13 protein-coding genes are annotated in these 18,554 nt (G+C 46.6%); 9 read left to right on the top strand and 4 right to left on the bottom strand.

All coding sequences use genetic code 11. From position 1 onward, the window contains the following. The first annotated feature begins 8 nt into the window (after positions 1-8). The 6 genes from DXN04_RS28780 (at position 9) to bioA (ending at position 9,022) form a co-directional block, all read left to right on the top strand. Positions 9-761 (top strand): LytR/AlgR family response regulator transcription factor, encoded by a 753-nt coding sequence (locus DXN04_RS28780; RefSeq protein ID WP_116856881.1) that lies wholly within the window; start codon positions 9-11, stop codon positions 759-761. Positions 762-869: 108 nt separating this feature from the next. Continuing rightward, positions 870-2,210 (top strand): TolC family protein, encoded by a 1,341-nt coding sequence (locus DXN04_RS28775; protein ID WP_116856880.1) that lies wholly within the window; start codon positions 870-872, stop codon positions 2,208-2,210. A gap of 8 nt (positions 2,211-2,218) precedes the next feature. Next, positions 2,219-3,277, top strand: coding sequence for an efflux RND transporter periplasmic adaptor subunit (locus DXN04_RS28770; protein WP_116856879.1), 1,059 nt, complete (start codon positions 2,219-2,221; stop codon positions 3,275-3,277). An 11-nt stretch (positions 3,278-3,288) separates the two neighbouring features. Next, positions 3,289-6,408 carry an efflux RND transporter permease subunit gene (locus DXN04_RS28765; RefSeq protein ID WP_116856878.1) on the top strand — a complete coding sequence of 1,040 codons (3,120 nt, stop codon included), beginning with the start codon at positions 3,289-3,291 and terminating at the stop codon, positions 6,406-6,408. Further along, positions 6,392-7,504 carry a DUF6268 family outer membrane beta-barrel protein gene (locus DXN04_RS28760; protein WP_147320092.1) on the top strand — a complete coding sequence of 371 codons (1,113 nt, stop codon included), beginning with the start codon at positions 6,392-6,394 and terminating at the stop codon, positions 7,502-7,504. Before DXN04_RS28765 ends, DXN04_RS28760 begins: the two co-directional genes overlap by 17 nt. Before the next feature lie 255 nt (positions 7,505-7,759). After that, positions 7,760-9,022, top strand: coding sequence for an adenosylmethionine--8-amino-7-oxononanoate transaminase (gene bioA, locus DXN04_RS28755; protein WP_116856876.1), 1,263 nt, complete (start codon positions 7,760-7,762; stop codon positions 9,020-9,022). On the opposite strand, the gene DXN04_RS28750 is transcribed toward bioA, so the two are convergent. The 3 genes from DXN04_RS28750 to DXN04_RS28740 all read right to left on the bottom strand — a co-directional run bounded on the left by DXN04_RS28750 (position 8,997) and on the right by DXN04_RS28740 (position 11,398). Then, entirely contained in the window at positions 8,997-9,572 is a 576-nt protein-coding gene (locus DXN04_RS28750) for a Crp/Fnr family transcriptional regulator (RefSeq protein ID WP_116856875.1), read from the bottom strand. The genes bioA and DXN04_RS28750 overlap by 26 nt on opposite strands. Positions 9,573-9,737: 165 nt before the next feature. Next, positions 9,738-10,415, bottom strand: a complete 678-nt coding sequence (locus DXN04_RS28745; RefSeq protein ID WP_199415159.1) for a type 1 glutamine amidotransferase domain-containing protein — start codon at positions 10,413-10,415, stop codon at positions 9,738-9,740. Between the two features lie 611 nt (positions 10,416-11,026). Continuing rightward, positions 11,027-11,398: a winged helix-turn-helix transcriptional regulator gene (locus tag DXN04_RS28740; RefSeq protein WP_233525709.1), complete on the bottom strand. Its 372-nt coding sequence runs from the start codon at positions 11,396-11,398 to the stop codon at positions 11,027-11,029. A gap of 134 nt (positions 11,399-11,532) precedes the next feature. Here DXN04_RS28740 and DXN04_RS28735 point away from each other — a divergent pair, with 134 nt between their 5' ends. The 3 genes from DXN04_RS28735 (at position 11,533) to DXN04_RS28725 (ending at position 17,368) form a co-directional block, all read left to right on the top strand. Beyond that, positions 11,533-12,393 (top strand): SDR family oxidoreductase, encoded by an 861-nt coding sequence (locus DXN04_RS28735; RefSeq protein ID WP_116856970.1) that lies wholly within the window; start codon positions 11,533-11,535, stop codon positions 12,391-12,393. Between the two features lie 212 nt (positions 12,394-12,605). Beyond that, positions 12,606-15,743, top strand: a complete 3,138-nt coding sequence (locus DXN04_RS28730) for a SusC/RagA family TonB-linked outer membrane protein (protein ID WP_116856873.1) — start codon at positions 12,606-12,608, stop codon at positions 15,741-15,743. Positions 15,744-15,817: 74 nt separating this feature from the next. Continuing rightward, the gene (locus tag DXN04_RS28725; RefSeq protein ID WP_116856872.1) at positions 15,818-17,368 is read left to right on the top strand and encodes a RagB/SusD family nutrient uptake outer membrane protein; all 1,551 of its coding nucleotides are present in this window, start codon (positions 15,818-15,820) and stop codon (positions 17,366-17,368) included. A 169-nt stretch (positions 17,369-17,537) separates the two neighbouring features. Here the strand turns inward: DXN04_RS28725 and DXN04_RS28720 are convergent, their stop codons facing one another. Continuing rightward, positions 17,538-18,536: a glycoside hydrolase family 43 protein gene (locus DXN04_RS28720; protein WP_116856871.1), complete on the bottom strand. Its 999-nt coding sequence runs from the start codon at positions 18,534-18,536 to the stop codon at positions 17,538-17,540. Positions 18,537-18,554 lie beyond the last annotated feature (18 nt).

Here is an 18,554-nt window from a genome sequence, read left to right as displayed (position 1 = left end):
GACTACCCATGAACGTTATTATCATTGAAGACGAGCGTAAAACAGCCAGAGAACTACAAGACATTCTCACCAGCATTGACAGCGAAATCCGCATCCTGGGAGTATTGCCTTCTGTAGCCTCCGCCATTCGCTGGTTCAGGGAAAACCCCGCACCAGATCTTATATTCTCTGATATCCAGTTAGGCGATGGCCTCTGCTTTGAAATCTATCGTGAAGTAGCTGTCAATGCCCCCATTATCTTCTGCACCGCCTTTGACCAATACGCTATCCAATCGTTTGAATCCAATAGTATCGACTACATCCTCAAACCACTGGAAGAAGCAGTCGTAGAACGTAGTCTGAAGAAATACCACCGCATCAAAGACCATTTCAATACCTACCAGCAAAGCCTGAATAAAGCGATGACCCAGGTGGAAAGCGCATATCGCCAAACCATCCTCGTGCACTACCGGGAAAAGATGGTCCCCGTCAAAGTCGCCGATCTGGCCTTCATTCATGCTGCGAATGGTGTGGTCACCCTCCATACGCGCAACGGTCAGGACTATACCATTCAATATACCATCGACCAACTGGAGAACATGTTGAACCGCAATGACTTCTTCCGGGCCAACCGACAATTCATCCTCCACCGTGAAAGCATCACCGATATCGAGCACTACTTCAATCGCAGGTTGATAATCAAGACAAACTGTAAAACCCCGGAGAAAATCATCGTCAGCCGCCTGAAAGCACAGGACTTCCTGCGCTGGATAGAGCTATGACACTTCATTTCCCATTTTGCACATTTCATTTACTTATTTGTTCCATTCATTCATATTTAAATTAATGGCGGGAATGTAGTAGGTAGTTTTGTCTCATTGCATAGTTATATGAAGAAGAAAAAACTACTTATTGCAGTACTGATCCTGATCACTGGTACTTCTTATGCCCAGAACAACTGGACACTGAAGAGCTGCATTGAATACGGCTTAAAAAACCACCGTAGCAATGTTGTTTATGCCAATGAAAAGAAAGCTGCAGATGCCAAAGCCCGCGAAGCACTGGCCGCTTACCTGCCCAGTGTCAACATCCAGGGCTCTATAGACGATAACCTGAAAGTACAGGAAACTGTGATCCCTGCCGGGATCTTCGGAGACCATGATATTCGTGTCGCCTTTACCAAGAAGTTCAATACCAATCCTATGGCGCAGCTGGACCAGACGATCTTCGACCAGTCCCTGCTCACAGGCCTGAAGGCAAACAAATACAATAAGGAATCCGCCGAACTGAACGTACAGCAAAACAACGAGACGATCATTTATAATATCAGCAACGCCTTTGCCCAGATCTTCGTGTACAGGGAACAGTTATCACTGCTGCATACCAACCTGGACAACTACCATGAACAGATGGACATCACCCGTCTGCAGGTAACCAAAGGAACCGTTCTGCAGAAAGAACTGGATAAGGTAACAGTTGACTTCAACAATACGGTTTCTAAAATACACGTAGCCGAAAGCAACCTGACCCTCTCATACAACCAGCTCAAATATGAAATGGGTTACCCGCTTACAGATACCATCATGGTTGACAGTCTGGAAGCAGCAAAAGCCTTCAATAGCCTGGCTATTGCAACACCCGATGCCAGCACCTTTTCTGCTGCTAACCGGCTGGACTTCCGCATCTCCCAGGTCAATGAGAAACTGCTGGCAATTGATGAGCTCCGCCTGCGCAATGGGATCTATCCAAGACTCACTGCTTATGCCCGCTATGGTGCCATTGGCTATGGAGACAACCTGAATGAATCCTTCAAATCACTGGCCACTTATTCTGCCATTGGTATCAAACTCAGTATTCCCATTCTTGACTTCTATAAGCGCAATGCGCAATCCGCACAGGCAAAATACAAACACCTGAATGCGATCGAACAACTAAAAATAGATGAAGGTAAATACGCATTGGAGTACCAGAACGCCCGGACCAAAGTGATACAGGAACAGGGAAATATGGACAACAACCGGCGTAATATAGAACTGGCGCAATCTGTGTTCAATACGACTAACCTGCAATACCAGAAAGGTACAACGGACATGACCGACTGGCTCAATGCCCAGAACTCTCTCAGGGAAGCACAGAACAATTACCTAAGCTCCATATATAATTTCTTTCTCGCCCGCATCGATCTCGAAAAAGCGGGTGGTTCACTCAAGACCTTTTACCTGGCTCTATAAATAGCAATATGAAAACGAAGTACATCGTAAGTTTAGTCGTTATCCTGATCATCGGATTGATCGTTTACAAACTGGCTGTCAATAAGAAAAAGCTGAATGAAAAAAATAAACAGGCTCCCGTGACCCAGGTACAGATTCCAGTAAAGGTAGCAGTAGCCACCGAACAGCTGCTGGAAATCAATATCATAAAAACCGGTAACATAGCGCCCTTCAAAGAAGCAAAAGCCGTAGCCATGACTGCTGGTACCCTCACCCAAGTGCGTTTTGAACTGGGCGACCAGGTAAAACAGGACCAGCTACTCGCCATTACGGATACACGTCAGGCACAACTGGAACTGCAGAAAGCAGAAACCGATGCTGCCAAACTCCGGAACGACCTCGATACATACACCGAACTCCTGAAAGGTAAAGCAGCCACACAGGAGAAAGTGAACGAAATCAAAAACAACTACCAATCCGCCCTTAACCAGGTAGAACAGGCCCGTAAAAAACTGTCTGATGCCGCCATCAAAGCGCCTACCAGTGGTATTATCAGTGCTAAACCTGTGGAACAGGGTGTATTTGTAAACGCAGGTACAGAGATCGCTACCATCGTAAACCTGAATAAAGCAAAGGTGCAGGTGAACCTTACCGAAGCAGAAGTATACAAGGTTACAATCGGCCAGAAAGTAAAGATCACCACCGATGTATACCCAGGTAAAGCATTCTCCGGAACCATCAGTTTCATTAGTCCGCAGGCCGACCAGACACACAATTACCTGGTGGAAATCATGACCGACAATACTACCCAGTCCATCCTCCGCTCCGGTACATTCGTATACGCAGACTTCTCAAAGAAGACACAGGAACAACTTCTCGTGATCCCAAGAGAAGCGCTGACAGAAAGCGCGAAGAACGCTGCTGTATATGTGGTTAAGAACAGCATCGCACATCTGCAATCCATTCAGACCGGTAGCGAAATGGGAGGGATGATGCAGGTTATCAGTGGTTTACAGGCAGGTGACACAATAGTTACTTCCGGTCAGATCAACCTGAAAGATGGTACTCCAGTCACTGTATCAAAATAAAAAAGCGCCTCATGTCAATAGCAGAAATTGCCGTAAAACGGCCTCTATTAATCATTGTAATATTTACGGTGCTGATCCTTTTCGGACTGGAATGTTATCATAGCCTGAATTATAACCTGCTGCCAAAAATGGAAGTGCCGACTGTAACAGTCAGCACTGTCTACGCAGGTGCCTCCGCTTCTGAAGTGGAATCATCCGTCACAAAGAAACTGGAAGATGCCTTCGCATCTGTGGAAGGATTGGATAAGATCACTTCCAAATCCCAGGAAGGTGTATCACAGGTAGTCATCTCCTTCAAAAGCGGTACCGATATCGACGAGGCAGAAGCTAATATTCAGCGTAAAGCTGATCAGGCACAGAACGACCTTCCAAAGGATATCGATAAGCCCCTGGTCAATAAAGTAAACCTGGAAGAAGCGCCGGTAGTGAAAGCCGGTGTCACTTCGGCCCTCGCTCCCCGTGCACTGTACGACCTGGTTGATAAACAACTACGCCCCATCTTACAAAACGTGGCTGGTGTAGGACAGGTAAACATCATCGGTGGAGACGAACGTGAGATCCAGGTAAACGTAGACCAGAATAAACTGAATGCCTACGGTATTACTATTACACAGGTTACAGATGCAGTAAACTACGCGAACCAGTCATTCCCTGCCGGTAGCATCGAAACGAAGAACCAGCAGGTAACGATCCAGTACGATGCAAACGTGACCTCTGTCGCACAGATCCGCGATCTGATCGTAGTACAACGCCCCGGTGCCGGCAGCGTCTATTTAAAAGATGTGGCCGAAGTAGTAGATGCGACTGCAAAGGCAACCGCTATCAACCACATCAATGGCCTGCCCTCCATCGGTATCCAGATCGTAAAGCAGTCAGATGCAAACACCGTGAATGTAAGCCGCGATGTCAAGAAAGCATTCACTACCCTGGAAGAGCAATATAAAGACAGCAAGGTAAAATTCACCATCTCCTCTGACCAGTCTACCTATACCTTACGCTCTGCGGATGCGGTTATGGAAGATCTGATCCTGGCAGTGTTCATCGTAGGTATCGTGATGCTGGCCTTCCTGCATAGCTTCCGTAGTTCTATGTTTGTGATGGTGGCATTGCCATCCTCCATGATTCCCACCTTCATAGCCATGTACCTGATGGGGTTCTCGCTGAACCTGATGACGCTGATGGCCCTTTCGCTGGTAGTAGGGATCCTCGTGGATGACTCTATTGTGGTACTGGAAAATATCTACCGGCACCTGGAAGCAGGAACGGACCGGAAACAGGCTGCCCTGGATGGCCGAAATGAAATAGGCTTTACAGCGATGGCGATTACGCTCGTGGACGTAGTAGTGTTCCTGCCACTGGCTATGTCAGGAGGGATCATCGGTATGATCTTAAGAGAGTTCTCATTGGTAGTAGTCATCTCTACATTAATGAGCCTGTTCGTATCCTTCACGGTAACGCCGATGTTGGCCAGCCGCTTCGGCCGGCTCGAACACCTGAACAAAGACTCCTGGTGGGGAAGACTCAACCTGGGTTTTGAGCATATCATCGATGTGATCAAGGTGAACTACGGTAAACTCCTGAAGGTCTCCCTGCATAAAAAGCGCTATCTCTTGTCCGGTGTGATCATTTTGATTATTGGTTCTATCATGCTGGTTGTGAAGGGCTTTGTGGGTGCTGCTTTCATTCCTTCCGGAGACCAGGGCGAACTGATGATCAACCTGGAACTATCCCCTGACGCATCTATTTACCAGACCAATATGCTGACCCAACAGGTAGAGAAGGAAATCCTGGCAAGACCGGAAGTAGACAAGGTCTTTTCCAGCATCGGCTTCCTGACAGGTGGTGTTGCAGGGACAGGCAATAACAGTAACCGCGCGGAGCTGACAGTAACACTTGTAGACGCAAAGAAAAGAAACATGACAGCCGAGGAATTCGGGATCATGATGCAGCGCGAGCTGACTGCCAGCGTACCTGGTGCGAAGGTAACAGCATCCCCGACCTCCATTACTGGTAATGCCAGTACAGCGCCCATCCAGATCGCTGTCAAGGGTGTAAACCTGAAAGATGTACGGAGTGTGGCAGAACAGTACATGAAGCTCACAGCTACCGTTCCCGGTACACAGTTCGTGCAGCTCTCTGTAAAAGATCCAAAACCACAGATAACGATAAAACTGGACCGAGAAAAGATGACCTTGTTGGGATTGAATGCGAGCCAGGTAGGTGGCGCATTGCAAAATGCATTCAGTGGAAATGACAAGAGCAAATTCAAACAATCCGGGAATGAATACAATATCCTTGTCAGTTTCGATCGCTTTAACAGGTCTGATATCAATAACGTAAGAAACCTTTCATTCACAAATAATGACGGACAGACATTTGTACTGAGCCAGTTCGCCGAAGTAAAAGAAGCCACGGGTGAAAGTGTGCTGGAACGTAGCGACAGGCTCAATTCCATCACCGTGAATGCGAACGTGGCCGGCAGACCAACTGGTACGGTAGCCAATGAAATCAAAGAAAAAGTAGCAGCAGTAAAATTGCCTGAAGGTGTGTCAATAGAATACCTGGGTGATGTAAAGAACCAGGGAGATGCATTTGGCAGCCTGGGACTGGCATTAATCACAGCGATCCTGCTGGTATACCTGATCATGGTGGCGCTGTATGAAAGTGTGATCTATCCCTTCGTTGTATTGTTCTCTATTCCGGTAGCTTTGATTGGTGCCTTGCTGGCACTTGCGCTGAGCATGGAGACTTTAAATATCTTCTCAATTATTGGTATCATTATGTTGTTAGGATTGGTATCCAAGAATGCGATCCTGATCGTGGACTTCACCAACCATCTGAAAGAGAAAGGTGCAAAAGTAGAAGATGCACTGGTAGAAGCGGGAGAGGAGCGTTTGCGCCCGATCCTGATGACGACACTGGCTATGATCTTTGGGATGTTGCCTATTGCTTTGGCCCGGGGAGCGGGCTCTGAGGTCAAGAATGGGATGGCATGGGTGATCATTGGGGGTCTGACCAGTTCTATGATCCTGACCTTATTCGTAGTGCCGGCCATGTATCTCATTATTGATAAACTGAAGACACGTTTACAAAAGAAAAAGCAACCCGCATACCATGAAGCTCATAGCTAGTAGTCTTATCTGCATGCTTGTATGGCCTGCAGTCCTGAATGCACAGGATACGCCGTCAAGGGCCCGTCTGGCAGCATCGTTTGTAAAAACGCGGGGAGTAGATTCCCTGTCAGCCGATCAAACGACAATTGTGCCTGCACAGGACAATAAAGCTATTAAAGACCGCAGGATTGATTCCCTTACCAGGGCCCGAATAGCCGATTCAGTCAAAAAGGCCGTCATTGTGGATGCCTTATTAAAGAATCCGAATTTAAGACCCGCCATGATCTCCACTACATTCATCAGCAGGGGCCAGCTGGAAGGAAATTTCAGGGGCAAAAATGTCCTAAGCGGAGATTTTGCGCAGCGACGTACAGAAGCACTCCTCAATCTCCCTGTGAAGAACTGGGGTAAGAGTGGAATGGTAACTGCTACGGTTTATTATGTACGAACAAACTATGACCTTTCTGATGTCAAAGGAGTGGAGATCAAAGACCCCAGGCTTTCTAAAAATACTGTAGGCCTGACTACCGCCTACCGTAGAATTGATTCTTTGTTTGGTCGCCTGTTCATCTCCTCAGCCAGTTTGATATTAATGACGGGCGATGGGGGTGGTATTAATAAATACGCAGTAATGGGGAATGGCATGTTCCTGTTAAAGAAAACAGCCACCACCACATTCATGCTGGGCGCGCAGGTGATCATCGATCCTACTTCAAGTGTGCCTGTAATCCCGCTGATGGTTTATCAGAAGAACTTGTCGAATGGGTATGACCTGAATATCACTATCCCGCAGCAACTGACATTGAGGAAGACGGTGAATAAGAATATGTGGGCCAGCTTTGGAACTATGCTGGTATCATCTGTGTCTTTCTTCAATATTACATCTCCGAATGTGCCACGGAATTCGAATTTCAACTTACTTGATCTGAAGACCGGCCCGTCGGTGGATTATAAATTGAATAAGTTATTGTTGTTAGGGCTGAGTGCAGGACTGTGGACACCGGTGATGTACAGACAATATGGAAGGTGGCAAAAGTCGAATCATTATTTCTTTGATGGGAAAGTGGATACCACTCCTTATATCAATGTGAATTTGTCAGTAATACCTTTTTGATAGTTACAAATGTGTAACGCAGTTGTAGGTTTAAGCAATGAGCCCGGTATTCATGCCGGGCTCTGAATATTTATGCAGGTGTTGTTTCTTTCTTATAAGCGCCCTATGCAACCAGTGCCTGCGCCGGCAGTGGAACAAACACCGGGGCTCCACTCCAAAGCCTTAAAATTGCGCAATATTTCCCTGAACGCCCCTCTGCCACACGGATACATTCAACAACTTCCCGCATATTTTTAAAACATTACATTTGTGCCCATGAAATTATGGTATCCATACAAGCAGATGAAAGACCTGGGGCAGGTGCCTGTCATGGTCGCCGGTCAGGGCACGCAGATGATCCTGGAAGATGGCCGCATCCTCACAGACGGTATTTCTTCCTGGTGGGCAGTGATTCACGGGTACAATCATCCAGAACTCAATCATGCACTTATCCACCAGGTCAGCAATTTCTCGCACGTCATGCTCGGTGGCTTATCACATCCCCCTGCACTGGCCCTGGCTGATAAACTGGTGGCCATTGCACCCGCTGGCCTCAACCACGTATTCTATTCTGACAGTGGCTCAGTAGGCGTAGAAGTAGCCCTGAAGATGGCCTTACAGTTCTGGAAAAATACCGGTTATACCGGCAAGCATAAAATTATCTCTCTCAGAAACGGTTATCATGGGGATACATTCAAAGCCATGGAAGTAGGAGATGACTCCGATTTCTCCAGTGCCTTTGCCGATGTATTGCACCGGGGGTATTTCTTAGATACTCCCACCGGAGGATTTCATGCAGATGCTGCCACACTCCAAAAGGATTTTACTGCTTTAGAAGATTTACTCAAAGCACACGCGCCGGAAATTGCCTGCTTCATTCTCGAACCCATTGTACAATGTGCCGGGGGCTTTAGAATCTATTCTCCCTTATATCTAAAAGTTGCCCGGGAACTCTGTGATAAATATGAGGTACTGCTCGTGCTGGACGAAGTAGCTACCGGCTTTGGCCGCACAGGCAAGCTGTTTGCCGCAGAGCATGCCGGCATCACACCTGATATTATGATTGTTGGAAAGGCCCTGACCGGAGGTTATATGGGGCACGCGGCTACCATGGCAAGCACCCGCATTTTCAATAGTTTCCTGGGTGATTCTTACGACAAGGCCCTGATGCATGGACCGACTTTCATGGGCAATCCCCTGGCTACCACCGTCGCACTGAAAAGCATAGAAATTATAGAAAGGGATCATTACCTGTCCCGCATCGCACAAATTAATGCCGTCATTCAGTCTGAATTTGATAAAATTGAATCTCCCGCTATTGCCGATAAAAGGATCGTAGGGGCTATTGGTGCCATTGAATTGAAGGAGGAAAGCATGATGGCCGGATTCCGTGACTTTGCAATAAATAACAATGCCTGGTTAAGGCCTATCGGCAAGGTAATGTATGTAATGCCTGCCTATATTATTACAGATGAAGAACTGCTGTTTTTAATTGGTATTATGAAGGAATGGATCAGTCGTATTTATGTAAACGACTAAGCGTCTCCCTGGATACACCCAGGTAATGAGCGATCATTTTCTTCGGTACCCGCTGGAATAATTGCGGGTACTGGTCTAACAACAATTCATATTTCTCTTTGGCTGAATTCCTTAGTAAAGAAAGCACTCTTTTCTGGGTTGCCACATACCCACCCAATGCCTTCCTTTCCCAGAAGATGAGCATTTGCGGCACCTGTCTGCCGATTTCCGCCCGCGCTTCCATGGTTAAGGCCAGCACAAAACAATCTTCCAGTGCCTGCACATCCATGTCTGCATTGCCTTGTTTCGCATACGCAGGGTAGTCAGATACCCACCAGTTCTCCATAGCGAATTGAATGATGTGCTCTTTGTCAGCATCGTCATAGGCAGCTGTTTTCAGGCAACCCTGTACAACGAAATATTCTGCACTCACTTTTTGCCCCACTTTGATCAGGTACTCCTTTTTAGAAAGGGACACAGGTATGAAACCATTGAGCACGATCTCGAATGCTTCGTCAGAAAGTGGTACCAGGTTTTCAATGTGCTGGCGTAAAATAGAGGCATATTCCATTTTGTAAAAGTACAAAAAGAAGGCCCGTACGCAAAAAGAGGGTATATCAAAGTAAGCTCCCGGGATTTAACCCGGGTATCTGACGGAGAGAATTTTTGTTTATATCATTCTCAGGCCCTTCAGATTACTTTGATACCACCTCTTTTTAATACATAAGCAGGATATTTATTTTGTCCGGGTCTTCAGCGCTTCCCTGATCGCTTCGCCCACTTCCTTCGCCGACTGCGGGTTCTGTCCTGTAATTAACCTTTGGTCTACCGTTACATGTTGCTGCCATGGGCCTGATTGCTCATAAATTCCACCTCTCTCTTTCAACTTATCTTCCAGCAAAAAAGGCACCACCTTAGTCAACTTTACAATCTCCTCTTCCTCATTAGAAAACCCATTCACCTTTTTCCCTGCTACCAGGTATTGTCCATTGCTCAGCTTAATATTCAGCAATCCGGCCGGTCCGTGACAATCTGCCGCCACGATCCCTTTCGCCTCATAAATCTTCGCAGCAATCGTCGCTAACTCCTTATTCTCCGGTAAATCCCACATGGCACCATGTCCACCCGCATAATAGATCGCCGCATATTCCTCCGGATGAACATCAGCAGGCTTCATACTATGCGAAATCTTGTTTTGGTATTTCTCATTCTCCCAAAACTCCTTATTCACCGGATCATTCAGATCAAACCCGTCCACCGGTGGATTCCCGCCTTTCGGACTCACAAAGTCAATTTCATATCCTGCATCAGTCAATACTTTCCAGGGATGAGATACCTCTCCTAAATAGTAGCCTGTTTTCTCACCGGTGCTGCCTTTAGTCGCATGACTGGTCACTACAAATAAAATTTTCATTTTTTGTGCTTTTAAAAAACCGCTGCTCATAAAAAGTAAGGCAGCTAATAACCATTTCGTTTTCATTGTATATATGCTTAATAATCAGAATCTCCTATTTCTCCTGGTGCTCACCGGACCTGCACTTTTAATCTTCCGCCCTAATCGGACTGCCTGTCCGCCGGTGCCGTCATTGTTGATGCAAAATTCAGGCGCAGACACTTAAATAAAAGTGATGTAAGTCACCAATTTGAAGGAGCATGTAGGATGGATACCAATTCGAACGAAATGACGACTGGTTTTTTATTGTAGTTTTGATGTTGTGGGAACTTGACGCTTTTAAGAGGCAGCTTTATGTATAAATCTATCGTTCATTTGGAGCTTGCCGTACCCACTCCTAAAATATTGGAGGGATCAGCACATTTTTTTCTAATTTCGCGCCATGAGATCATTTATCATCACTTTCATTTTTGCAATCGTCATTGGTCTTATTTATAAATGGATCATGGAACCGCCACTTACATGGGCTAAAATACCTCCGGTTATCACCGTTGCCCTCGTGCTTTCTTTGTTTTTTTCCCTGTTAACCAGGCCGCGGAAGAAATAGGGATTGGCTGACCCGGTCAGCCCATTTATCGCTCAAACAACTGTTTCCTGTAATTAATTCCCCACTTCGCCATCGCTTCAATCACGGGGTGCAGACTCTTTCCCTGTAAGGTCAACTCATACTCTACTGTAATCGGCATTGTATCCAATACTGTCCTGCTCACCAGGTGATTCATCTCCATGTCCTTTAGTTCCTTCGATAATACCTTCGGTGCTATCCCGGACAACTGCCGCTTCAAATCCATAAACCGCATTTTCCCCCTATAATACAAGGCACCTAAAATCTCCGTCTTCCATTTCCCACTCAATAACTCCTGTGTATCCCTAATCCCAATAATCATTGCCTGACACTCTGGTGTCAAGACGGGGCTTGCAACCTGGGGAAAATCTGTTTTCAAGTTTATAAATTTTGCGACAAAAATAGTAACATTCACAATCAGTTACAAATTAGTAACTAGTTACCATAAGGTAATGGGTTACTATTTGTAAACCGCATCAGCTAATTTTGATAAATAAATTTAAAAACTGGAATATGATACTCATCACCGGAGCAGCTGGAAATCTTGGCTCGGCTATCATCAACAGCCTGTTAAAGAAAGTACCTGCGAACCAACTTGCCGCTTTTGTAAGATCTGAACAAAAAGCGGATCAACTGAAGAAACTCGGCCTCAATATCCGTATCGGGGACTATAATGATATCGCCTCCCTGGACAATGCTATGAAGGGTATTGAAAAAGTCATCCTTATCTCTGGTATGTCCATGGAGAGACTGAAGGAACATGCAAATGTAGTGGATGCAGCAAAAAGAGCAGGAGTAAAACAAATTGCTTACACCGGCGTAACTATGAAGGATGCCGCTGTGAGTCCATTGAAAGCCCTGATGGAATCTCACTTCCAGACAGAAGACTATATTAAGGCGAGTGGTATTCCCTATACCTTCCTTCGCAATACCCTGTATGCAGAAGTGATTCCTTTCTACATTGGCGACCAGGCGCTGAACACTGGTATTCATTATCCTGCAGGTGCCGGTAAAGTACCTTATGTTTACCGTCCTGACCTGGCCGATGCTGCAGCTGTTGTAATGACAAATAAAGGGCATGAAAACAAAACTTACCAGCTCACCGGCGATCAGCTGTATTCATTTGCAGATGTAGCAGGATTGTTGTCAGAAGTGTCTGGTAAACATATTGCTTATACGGATGCAGACCCTGTAGCATTTGAAAAACATATGAAGGAAATAGGCGTACCTGAAATAGGCATTATGATCAGTACGGGTTTTGCTGCTGCGATAAAGCAGGGAGACTTTGAAGTAGTAACAACCGACCTTGAGAGAATCCTGGGGAGGAAGCCTACGCCGATAAAACAATACCTGAAAGCACATTATGTAGGATAAATATACTGAAATGCGCGACCTGACTGGCAGTTCGCGCATTTCAAAAAAATCATAGTGTCTAATCGACATTTAACCCCAAAAATTCCCTAAATTACATCACGTCGTATCTGATGTGACAATTCCCGTTAGAAAAAATTGTAGCCGGAAAGAAAACCCTGGTTGGCCCGATCCGTTGTCGCATCCTCATTTATTTTATTAAACCCACAAGCGTTATGAATTACTTCCCATTGCCACTGGCATTGAAGAGGGCTTTATGTGTTCCCGTCTTCCTGCTATTCCTGTTTCCGTTGACGACCCTGGCTCAGCAAAGTATCAAAGGCAAAGTCACCGATGATGCTAAAACTCCGCTGGCTGGTGTTTCCGTCGCAATCAAAAACACCCATCGTGGTACCGTCACCGCGCCCGACGGCTCCTTCAGCATCGCCGCTGCCAATGGCGAAACCCTGGTATTTACCTTCATCGGTTTCATTACGCAGGAACTCACCGTGAGTCAGACCGCCAACTACAACATCACCCTCGCCTCAAATGTCCAGAACCTGGACCAGATGGTCGTGATTGGTTATGGTATTCAAAAGAAATCTTCTCTTACCGGGTCCGTTGCCTCCGTCAATAGCAAGACGCTGAATGAGCTGCCTGTAGCCAGCGTGCAGCAAGCCTTGCAGGGCCGCGTGGCCGGTGTGACTGTCACAAACAACGGCGCTCCCGGTGCTGACCCAATCGTAAGGATCAGGGGTATCAGCTCTATCAGTTATGCTTCCGATCCCTTGTATGTAATAGATGGTTTTCCTACTTCCAATCTCACCAGCTTTGACAGCAAAGATGTATTGTCTGTCGAAGTCCTGAAAGATGCCAGTGCCGCCGCCATCTATGGTTCCCGTGCCACCAACGGGGTGGTGATTATTACTACCAAAAAAGGCAGCAGTAACACAAAACCCCAGGTCAGACTCGATACTTACACCGGCGTTCAAAATGCCTGGAAAAAGATTGACCTGCTCAATACGCAACAATACCTACAATACGAACGCGCGCTCAATGGTGCCGCCGGTATTGCCAAACCTCCCCGTCTTGAGGATGCAAACTGGAATTCCCCCATTTACGATGGCACTACCCAGACCTACGCCCAGACAAACACCGACTGGCAGGATGCATATTTCAAAACAGGCCTGATCACCCAAAGCAATCTTTCCGTCAGTGGTGGGGATTCAAAATCCACCTACTACATGTCTGGCGGCTACTTCAAACAGGACGGGATTACGCAGGGTGTCAACTATGAAAGAGGTAATTTCCGCCTCAATTCAGAACACCATATCAGCAGCGTCTTTACAGTAGGAGAGAACCTGCTTGTATCATACTCCAATCAGCGTTATGACAATACCTCGGGCAACAGAACCCGTCTTGCCAACGTGATCCGTTCACTTCCCTATCTGCCAGTTCATGATCCGACTACCCAGGGTGGTTTCCGCAACGCAGAAAATAGTGTGGATGGTGCAGACCCGACCAACCCTGTAGAAGATGCCCTATTAATAGGCAATGCTCATCGCCAGATCTTCAAACTTTTGGGTACCGTCTATGCCCAGGTTAATTTCACGCCATGGCTCAATTTCCGCTCTGTATTCGGCGCTGATTATGCCGGCCAGTATCAACATGAGTTCTCTCCGATCTACAACGATAAAGGCCGTAATGCCACCGTTGCAACGATCACTGATCAGCGGGCTAACAGAACAACTTTACTCTATACAGAACAGCTGACTTTCGATAAAACTTTTGGCAGGCATCGCTTTAATGCTATTGCCGTATTTGAAAGACAACCAGCCCGTAATTTTGGGGAAAACCAGACAGGGAACCAGAGTACCAATGATATTGAAACCCTGGTAGGTGCTACGAACGTCTCGTCCTATTCAACCAGGACATCCACACTCATTCAGTCTTACATCGGCCGCCTGAACTATGAATTTGGCAGCAAGTACCTGCTTAGTGCTGCTATTCGCAGGGATGGATTGTCCGTATGGGCACCCGGCAAAAAGTTCCAGAGCTTTCCCTCTTTCTCTGCCGGCTGGCGAATAGACCAGGAGCCTTTCATGAAACCCGTCACCGCTGTTTCAGAACTGAAACTCCGTGGTGGCTGGGGGATCACTGGCTTGAATGCGATCGGTATCTTCCCCGCATTGCAAAACTCCATCCTGGCGAATGAATATCCCTGGCAGGCGGTCGTACAGGCCAATGGTGCAACCTATCCATTTGGGAACACTATTTCTATCGGCAACGCTTCTTATTACAACCTGCTGGCCAGCACTAACCTGGAATGGGAGAAGACCAAGCAGGTCAATATCGGACTGGACTTCGGTCTCTTCGACAATAAAATCACCTTTACAGCAGAATGGTATCGTCGCCTTACAGACAACCTGATCCTTACCATTCCTACACCGCTCAGTTTTGGTTATGGCGGGGCCGGTTCCCAGCTTAACGCCGCCAGTATGAAGAATACGGGGGTGGACCTGCAGGTAGGCTATAACCAGCGACATACGCAGTTTAGCTGGAGTGTGACAGGCAACATTGGTTTTATCAGGAACAAGATCCTGTCTCTTAATACGCCGAATGCTACCATCGATGCGGGTTCCGATGCTGATTTTGGCAATGGCAATATGACCCGCACTGTAGCCGGACAACCTATTCAGTCATTTTATGGTTACGTGACTGATGGCATCTTCCAGAACCAGTCCGAGGTAGATAAAGGGCCTGTGCAGCTGCCCGGAACTGATCCTGCCAAAAGTACCGCCCCTGGTGATATCCGTTTTAAGGACCTGAATGGGGATGGCGCTATAACCTCTGCAGACCGTACATTCTTAGGCTCTTATATTCCTAAGTATTCTTATTCCCTGAGCTATAATGCGAACTGGCACAACTTTGATCTTTCTGTATTCTTCCAGGGGGTGCAGGGAAATAAGATCTTCAATGGAACACGGGTATTGCGTGAAGGCATGGCCCGCTTGTTTGGCGCGGGTACAGCCGTGCTGGATGCCTGGACACCGGAGCATACGAATACTGATATTCCCCGGGCAATTAGCGGGGATCCGAATTCGAACCTGCGGGTATCGGACAGGTGGATTGAGAATGGGTCTTACCTGCGATTGAAGAACCTGATGATCGGTTACTCACTGCATAATTATACGATTCGCTATATACAGAGTGTAAGGGTGTATATCGCTTCTCAGAACCTGCTCACGTTTACAAAGTATAAAGGATGGGATCCGGAGATTGGGTCTAAAAATACTACGTTGACGAACGGGATTGATTATGGGCAGTATCCGTCTGCACGGTCATTCCAGGTGGGGCTGCAGGTAGGGTTTTAGGGAATCACCACCCTTACCGGTTGCATACACACACTCAATGTATTACACTTGAATCACACATAAACCGATAAAACATGTACAAATTCATATTCATCGCCTGTCTGCTTCTCGGCGGCATAGGCTGTACCAAAGACCTGGACAAAACGAACCCGGGATACGCGACCCTGGATAATTACTTTAAAAACAGTGCAGAGCTGCAAAGCGGTACCAACGCCATTTACTCCACCTTCCACGCCAGTACCCTCATAGGCCGCGAATGGTTCTTCGTGCACGACCTGCGCAGTGATGATGTCTCGTCCGGTGGCGGCCAGCTGGAAGTACCCCGTGGTCAGATCCTGAACGGGGCGACTACGGCAGATAATTCAGTCATGACTGCTGTGTGGCAGGGCCTTTACATCGTTGTACATCGTGCAAATACGGTAATAGGCAGTGCGCCGAATGTAACTGACAATGATGCGCTCCGGGACCAGTGTGTAGCACAGGCCAAGTTTTTCAGGGCATGGGCTTATTTTGAACTCGTCACTTTATGGGGGCCTGTACCCATTTACACGCAGGTGGTGAGCCAATCCAACCAATTCCAGGCCCGCGCTGCGGAAACCGCTGTTTACGACCAGATCATAAAAGACCTGACAGATGCTGCAGGTATATTGAATGCAAGCTATTCCGCTGCTGAGCAGGGGAAGATCACTTCGGGTGCTGCCAATGCATTGCTGGGCAGGGTGTACATGCAAAAGGGTGATTACGCAGCAGCGAAAGCCGCTTTGTTAAAAGTCGTGAATTCAAACCTTTATCGCCTGGTAGACAATTATAACGATAACTTCCTGGAAGAAACAGAATTCAATGCAGAATCCATCTGGGAAGCTGTCTTTGTGGACAAGGGTGATAACGCGTTTGACTGGGGTGGTACCGGTGATGGTGCCGGCAATGCACAATCTACCATCCGTAACCAGGAATATTGTCCGCTGGCATGGCGCAACCTGATCCCGTCTAATAAGTTCCTGAATGAATTTGAAAATACCGCCACCGGTGCTGCTAAAACAGATCCCCGTTATAAATGGACGGTGTATGAAACCGGTGATCGCTTTAATAATGATGCGGATGTGCTCACAGATGCGATGCAAAACGGTAACTCTTCTACAGTTAATGGTGTGACTAAAAAGATCAGCTGGCGCAAGTTCATGCTTATCTATAAGCAAAGTTTGTCAACGGCTTCCTACCATCCAGGTGGCAATAACCAAAGGATTATCCGCTATGCGGATGTCTTGCTGATGTTGGCAGAATGTGCAAATGAAACAGGCGATCAGGCGGGAGCTGTGGCTTATCTGAACCAGGTGAGAGACAGGCCTTCCGTAGCCATGCCACATTACCCGACAGCACAATTCCCTGTTAGTTCCAAGGACCAGGTGACAAAGGCCATTATGCATGAGCGAAGCGTGGAGCTGGGTGATGAAGAGGTGCGGAACCGGGATATTTTAAGGTGGAGGAAGATGGGATATTTTTCGACAGATCCGATTAGCTATTTCAGGAAGAACAGGGATGAGTTATTGCCTATACCACAGGCAGAGATAGATAATAATCCTTCATTGGCGGATGGGGGAATTGCAGCACAAAATTCAGGTTATTGATCTGGTAATATTAACTCTGACTGTCGGATCAAATCTTAACTATTACAGGTAATTATATTGAAATTTAATTTTCTTTTTGTATCGGCAAAGCCCCCGCTTTGCCGATACAAAATTCATCGTTTTTGATCCTCTGTTGTGTAATTGCTAACAGCAGTGCTTTCATTCTTTGCTACGGATGAATCGTCTCGATACTTCCATCCGCCCTGTAGTGCAACTCTGTTACCTTCACATTCCTCAAATAAGTCTTACCAGACAACTCCACATCATGATAAAACAAATACCATTTCCCGTCCTTTTCAACAATAGAATGATGTGTAGTCCACCCCGTTACTGGTGTCATGATCACTCCTTTATACGTAAACGGTCCATAAGGAGAATCTCCTATAGCATAACACAAATTATGTGTATCGCCTGTAGAATAGGAAAAGTAATACTTCCCTTTATATTTGTGCACCCATGATGCTTCAAAGAATCTTTTATCATTATCCTTTTCATAAAAAGGCTTCCCCTGTTCATTGAGCAAAACAAGCTCCTTTACCTGCCCCTCGAAGCCAGTCATATCTTTCCTGAGTTTTGCTACTCTTGGTAGTGCGGCCAGTTCATTCGCATCTTTGTTTCCTGCACTGGCAGTATATTTATTGTGATCCCATTTCTGCAATTGCCCTCCCCATATGCCTCCGAAGTACATATAAAAATTACCATCGTCATCCTTAAATACGCAGGGGTCAATGCTATAACTGCCTGCAATAGGCTTTGGCAATGCTTTAAAAGGGCCTTCAGGTTTATTGCTTGTGGCCACTCCTATATGAAATATGCCACTGCTATCTTTTGCCGGGAAATATAAATAGTAGGTATGGTTGGCATAAGCTGCATCCGGAGCCCACAGTTGCTTTTTTGCCCAGGGCACATCTTTTAAGCGCAAGGCTACACCGTGATCAGTAACTTTTCCACCTACATGATCCAATGATAGAATGTGATAGTCTTTCATGTCGAAATGGCTGCCCAGGTCGTCTTCTGGTACGCCGGTGGCTGTGTCGTGGGAAGGGTAGATGTAAATCCGGTTGTTAAAAACATGTGCGGAAGGGTCAGCGGTGTAAATATGTTTTACCAGTGGCTGTGCTATTCCTTGCAGGCATGCAAATAAACAAACAATTAGTATACGGGTCATAGATAGATATTTTGTGTT

This window comes from Chitinophaga silvisoli (assembly GCF_003412465.1).
Classification (GTDB): Bacteria; Bacteroidota; Bacteroidia; order Chitinophagales; family Chitinophagaceae; genus Chitinophaga; species Chitinophaga silvisoli.
This window is presented reverse-complemented; position numbering and strand designations above follow the sequence as displayed.

Excerpts from the sequence above, each read along its gene's own strand:
- DXN04_RS28750 (WP_116856875.1), bottom strand. The coding sequence starts at position 9,572 with ATGGAATATGCCTCTATTTTACGCCAGCACATTGAAAACCTGGTACCA.
- DXN04_RS28745 (WP_199415159.1), bottom strand. The coding sequence starts at position 10,415 with ATGAAAATTTTATTTGTAGTGACCAGTCATGCGACTAAAGGCAGCACC.
- DXN04_RS28765 (WP_116856878.1), top strand. The coding sequence starts at position 3,289 with ATGTCAATAGCAGAAATTGCCGTAAAACGGCCTCTATTAATCATTGTA.
- DXN04_RS28725 (WP_116856872.1), top strand. The coding sequence starts at position 15,818 with ATGTACAAATTCATATTCATCGCCTGTCTGCTTCTCGGCGGCATAGGC.
- DXN04_RS28760 (WP_147320092.1), top strand. The coding sequence starts at position 6,392 with ATGAAGCTCATAGCTAGTAGTCTTATCTGCATGCTTGTATGGCCTGCA.
- DXN04_RS28730 (WP_116856873.1), top strand. The coding sequence starts at position 12,606 with ATGAATTACTTCCCATTGCCACTGGCATTGAAGAGGGCTTTATGTGTT.
- DXN04_RS28775 (WP_116856880.1), top strand. The coding sequence starts at position 870 with ATGAAGAAGAAAAAACTACTTATTGCAGTACTGATCCTGATCACTGGT.
- DXN04_RS28735 (WP_116856970.1), top strand. The coding sequence starts at position 11,533 with ATGATACTCATCACCGGAGCAGCTGGAAATCTTGGCTCGGCTATCATC.
- DXN04_RS28780 (WP_116856881.1), top strand. The coding sequence starts at position 9 with ATGAACGTTATTATCATTGAAGACGAGCGTAAAACAGCCAGAGAACTA.
- DXN04_RS28770 (WP_116856879.1), top strand. The coding sequence starts at position 2,219 with ATGAAAACGAAGTACATCGTAAGTTTAGTCGTTATCCTGATCATCGGA.
- bioA (WP_116856876.1), top strand. The coding sequence starts at position 7,760 with ATGAAATTATGGTATCCATACAAGCAGATGAAAGACCTGGGGCAGGTG.
- DXN04_RS28720 (WP_116856871.1), bottom strand. The coding sequence starts at position 18,536 with ATGACCCGTATACTAATTGTTTGTTTATTTGCATGCCTGCAAGGAATA.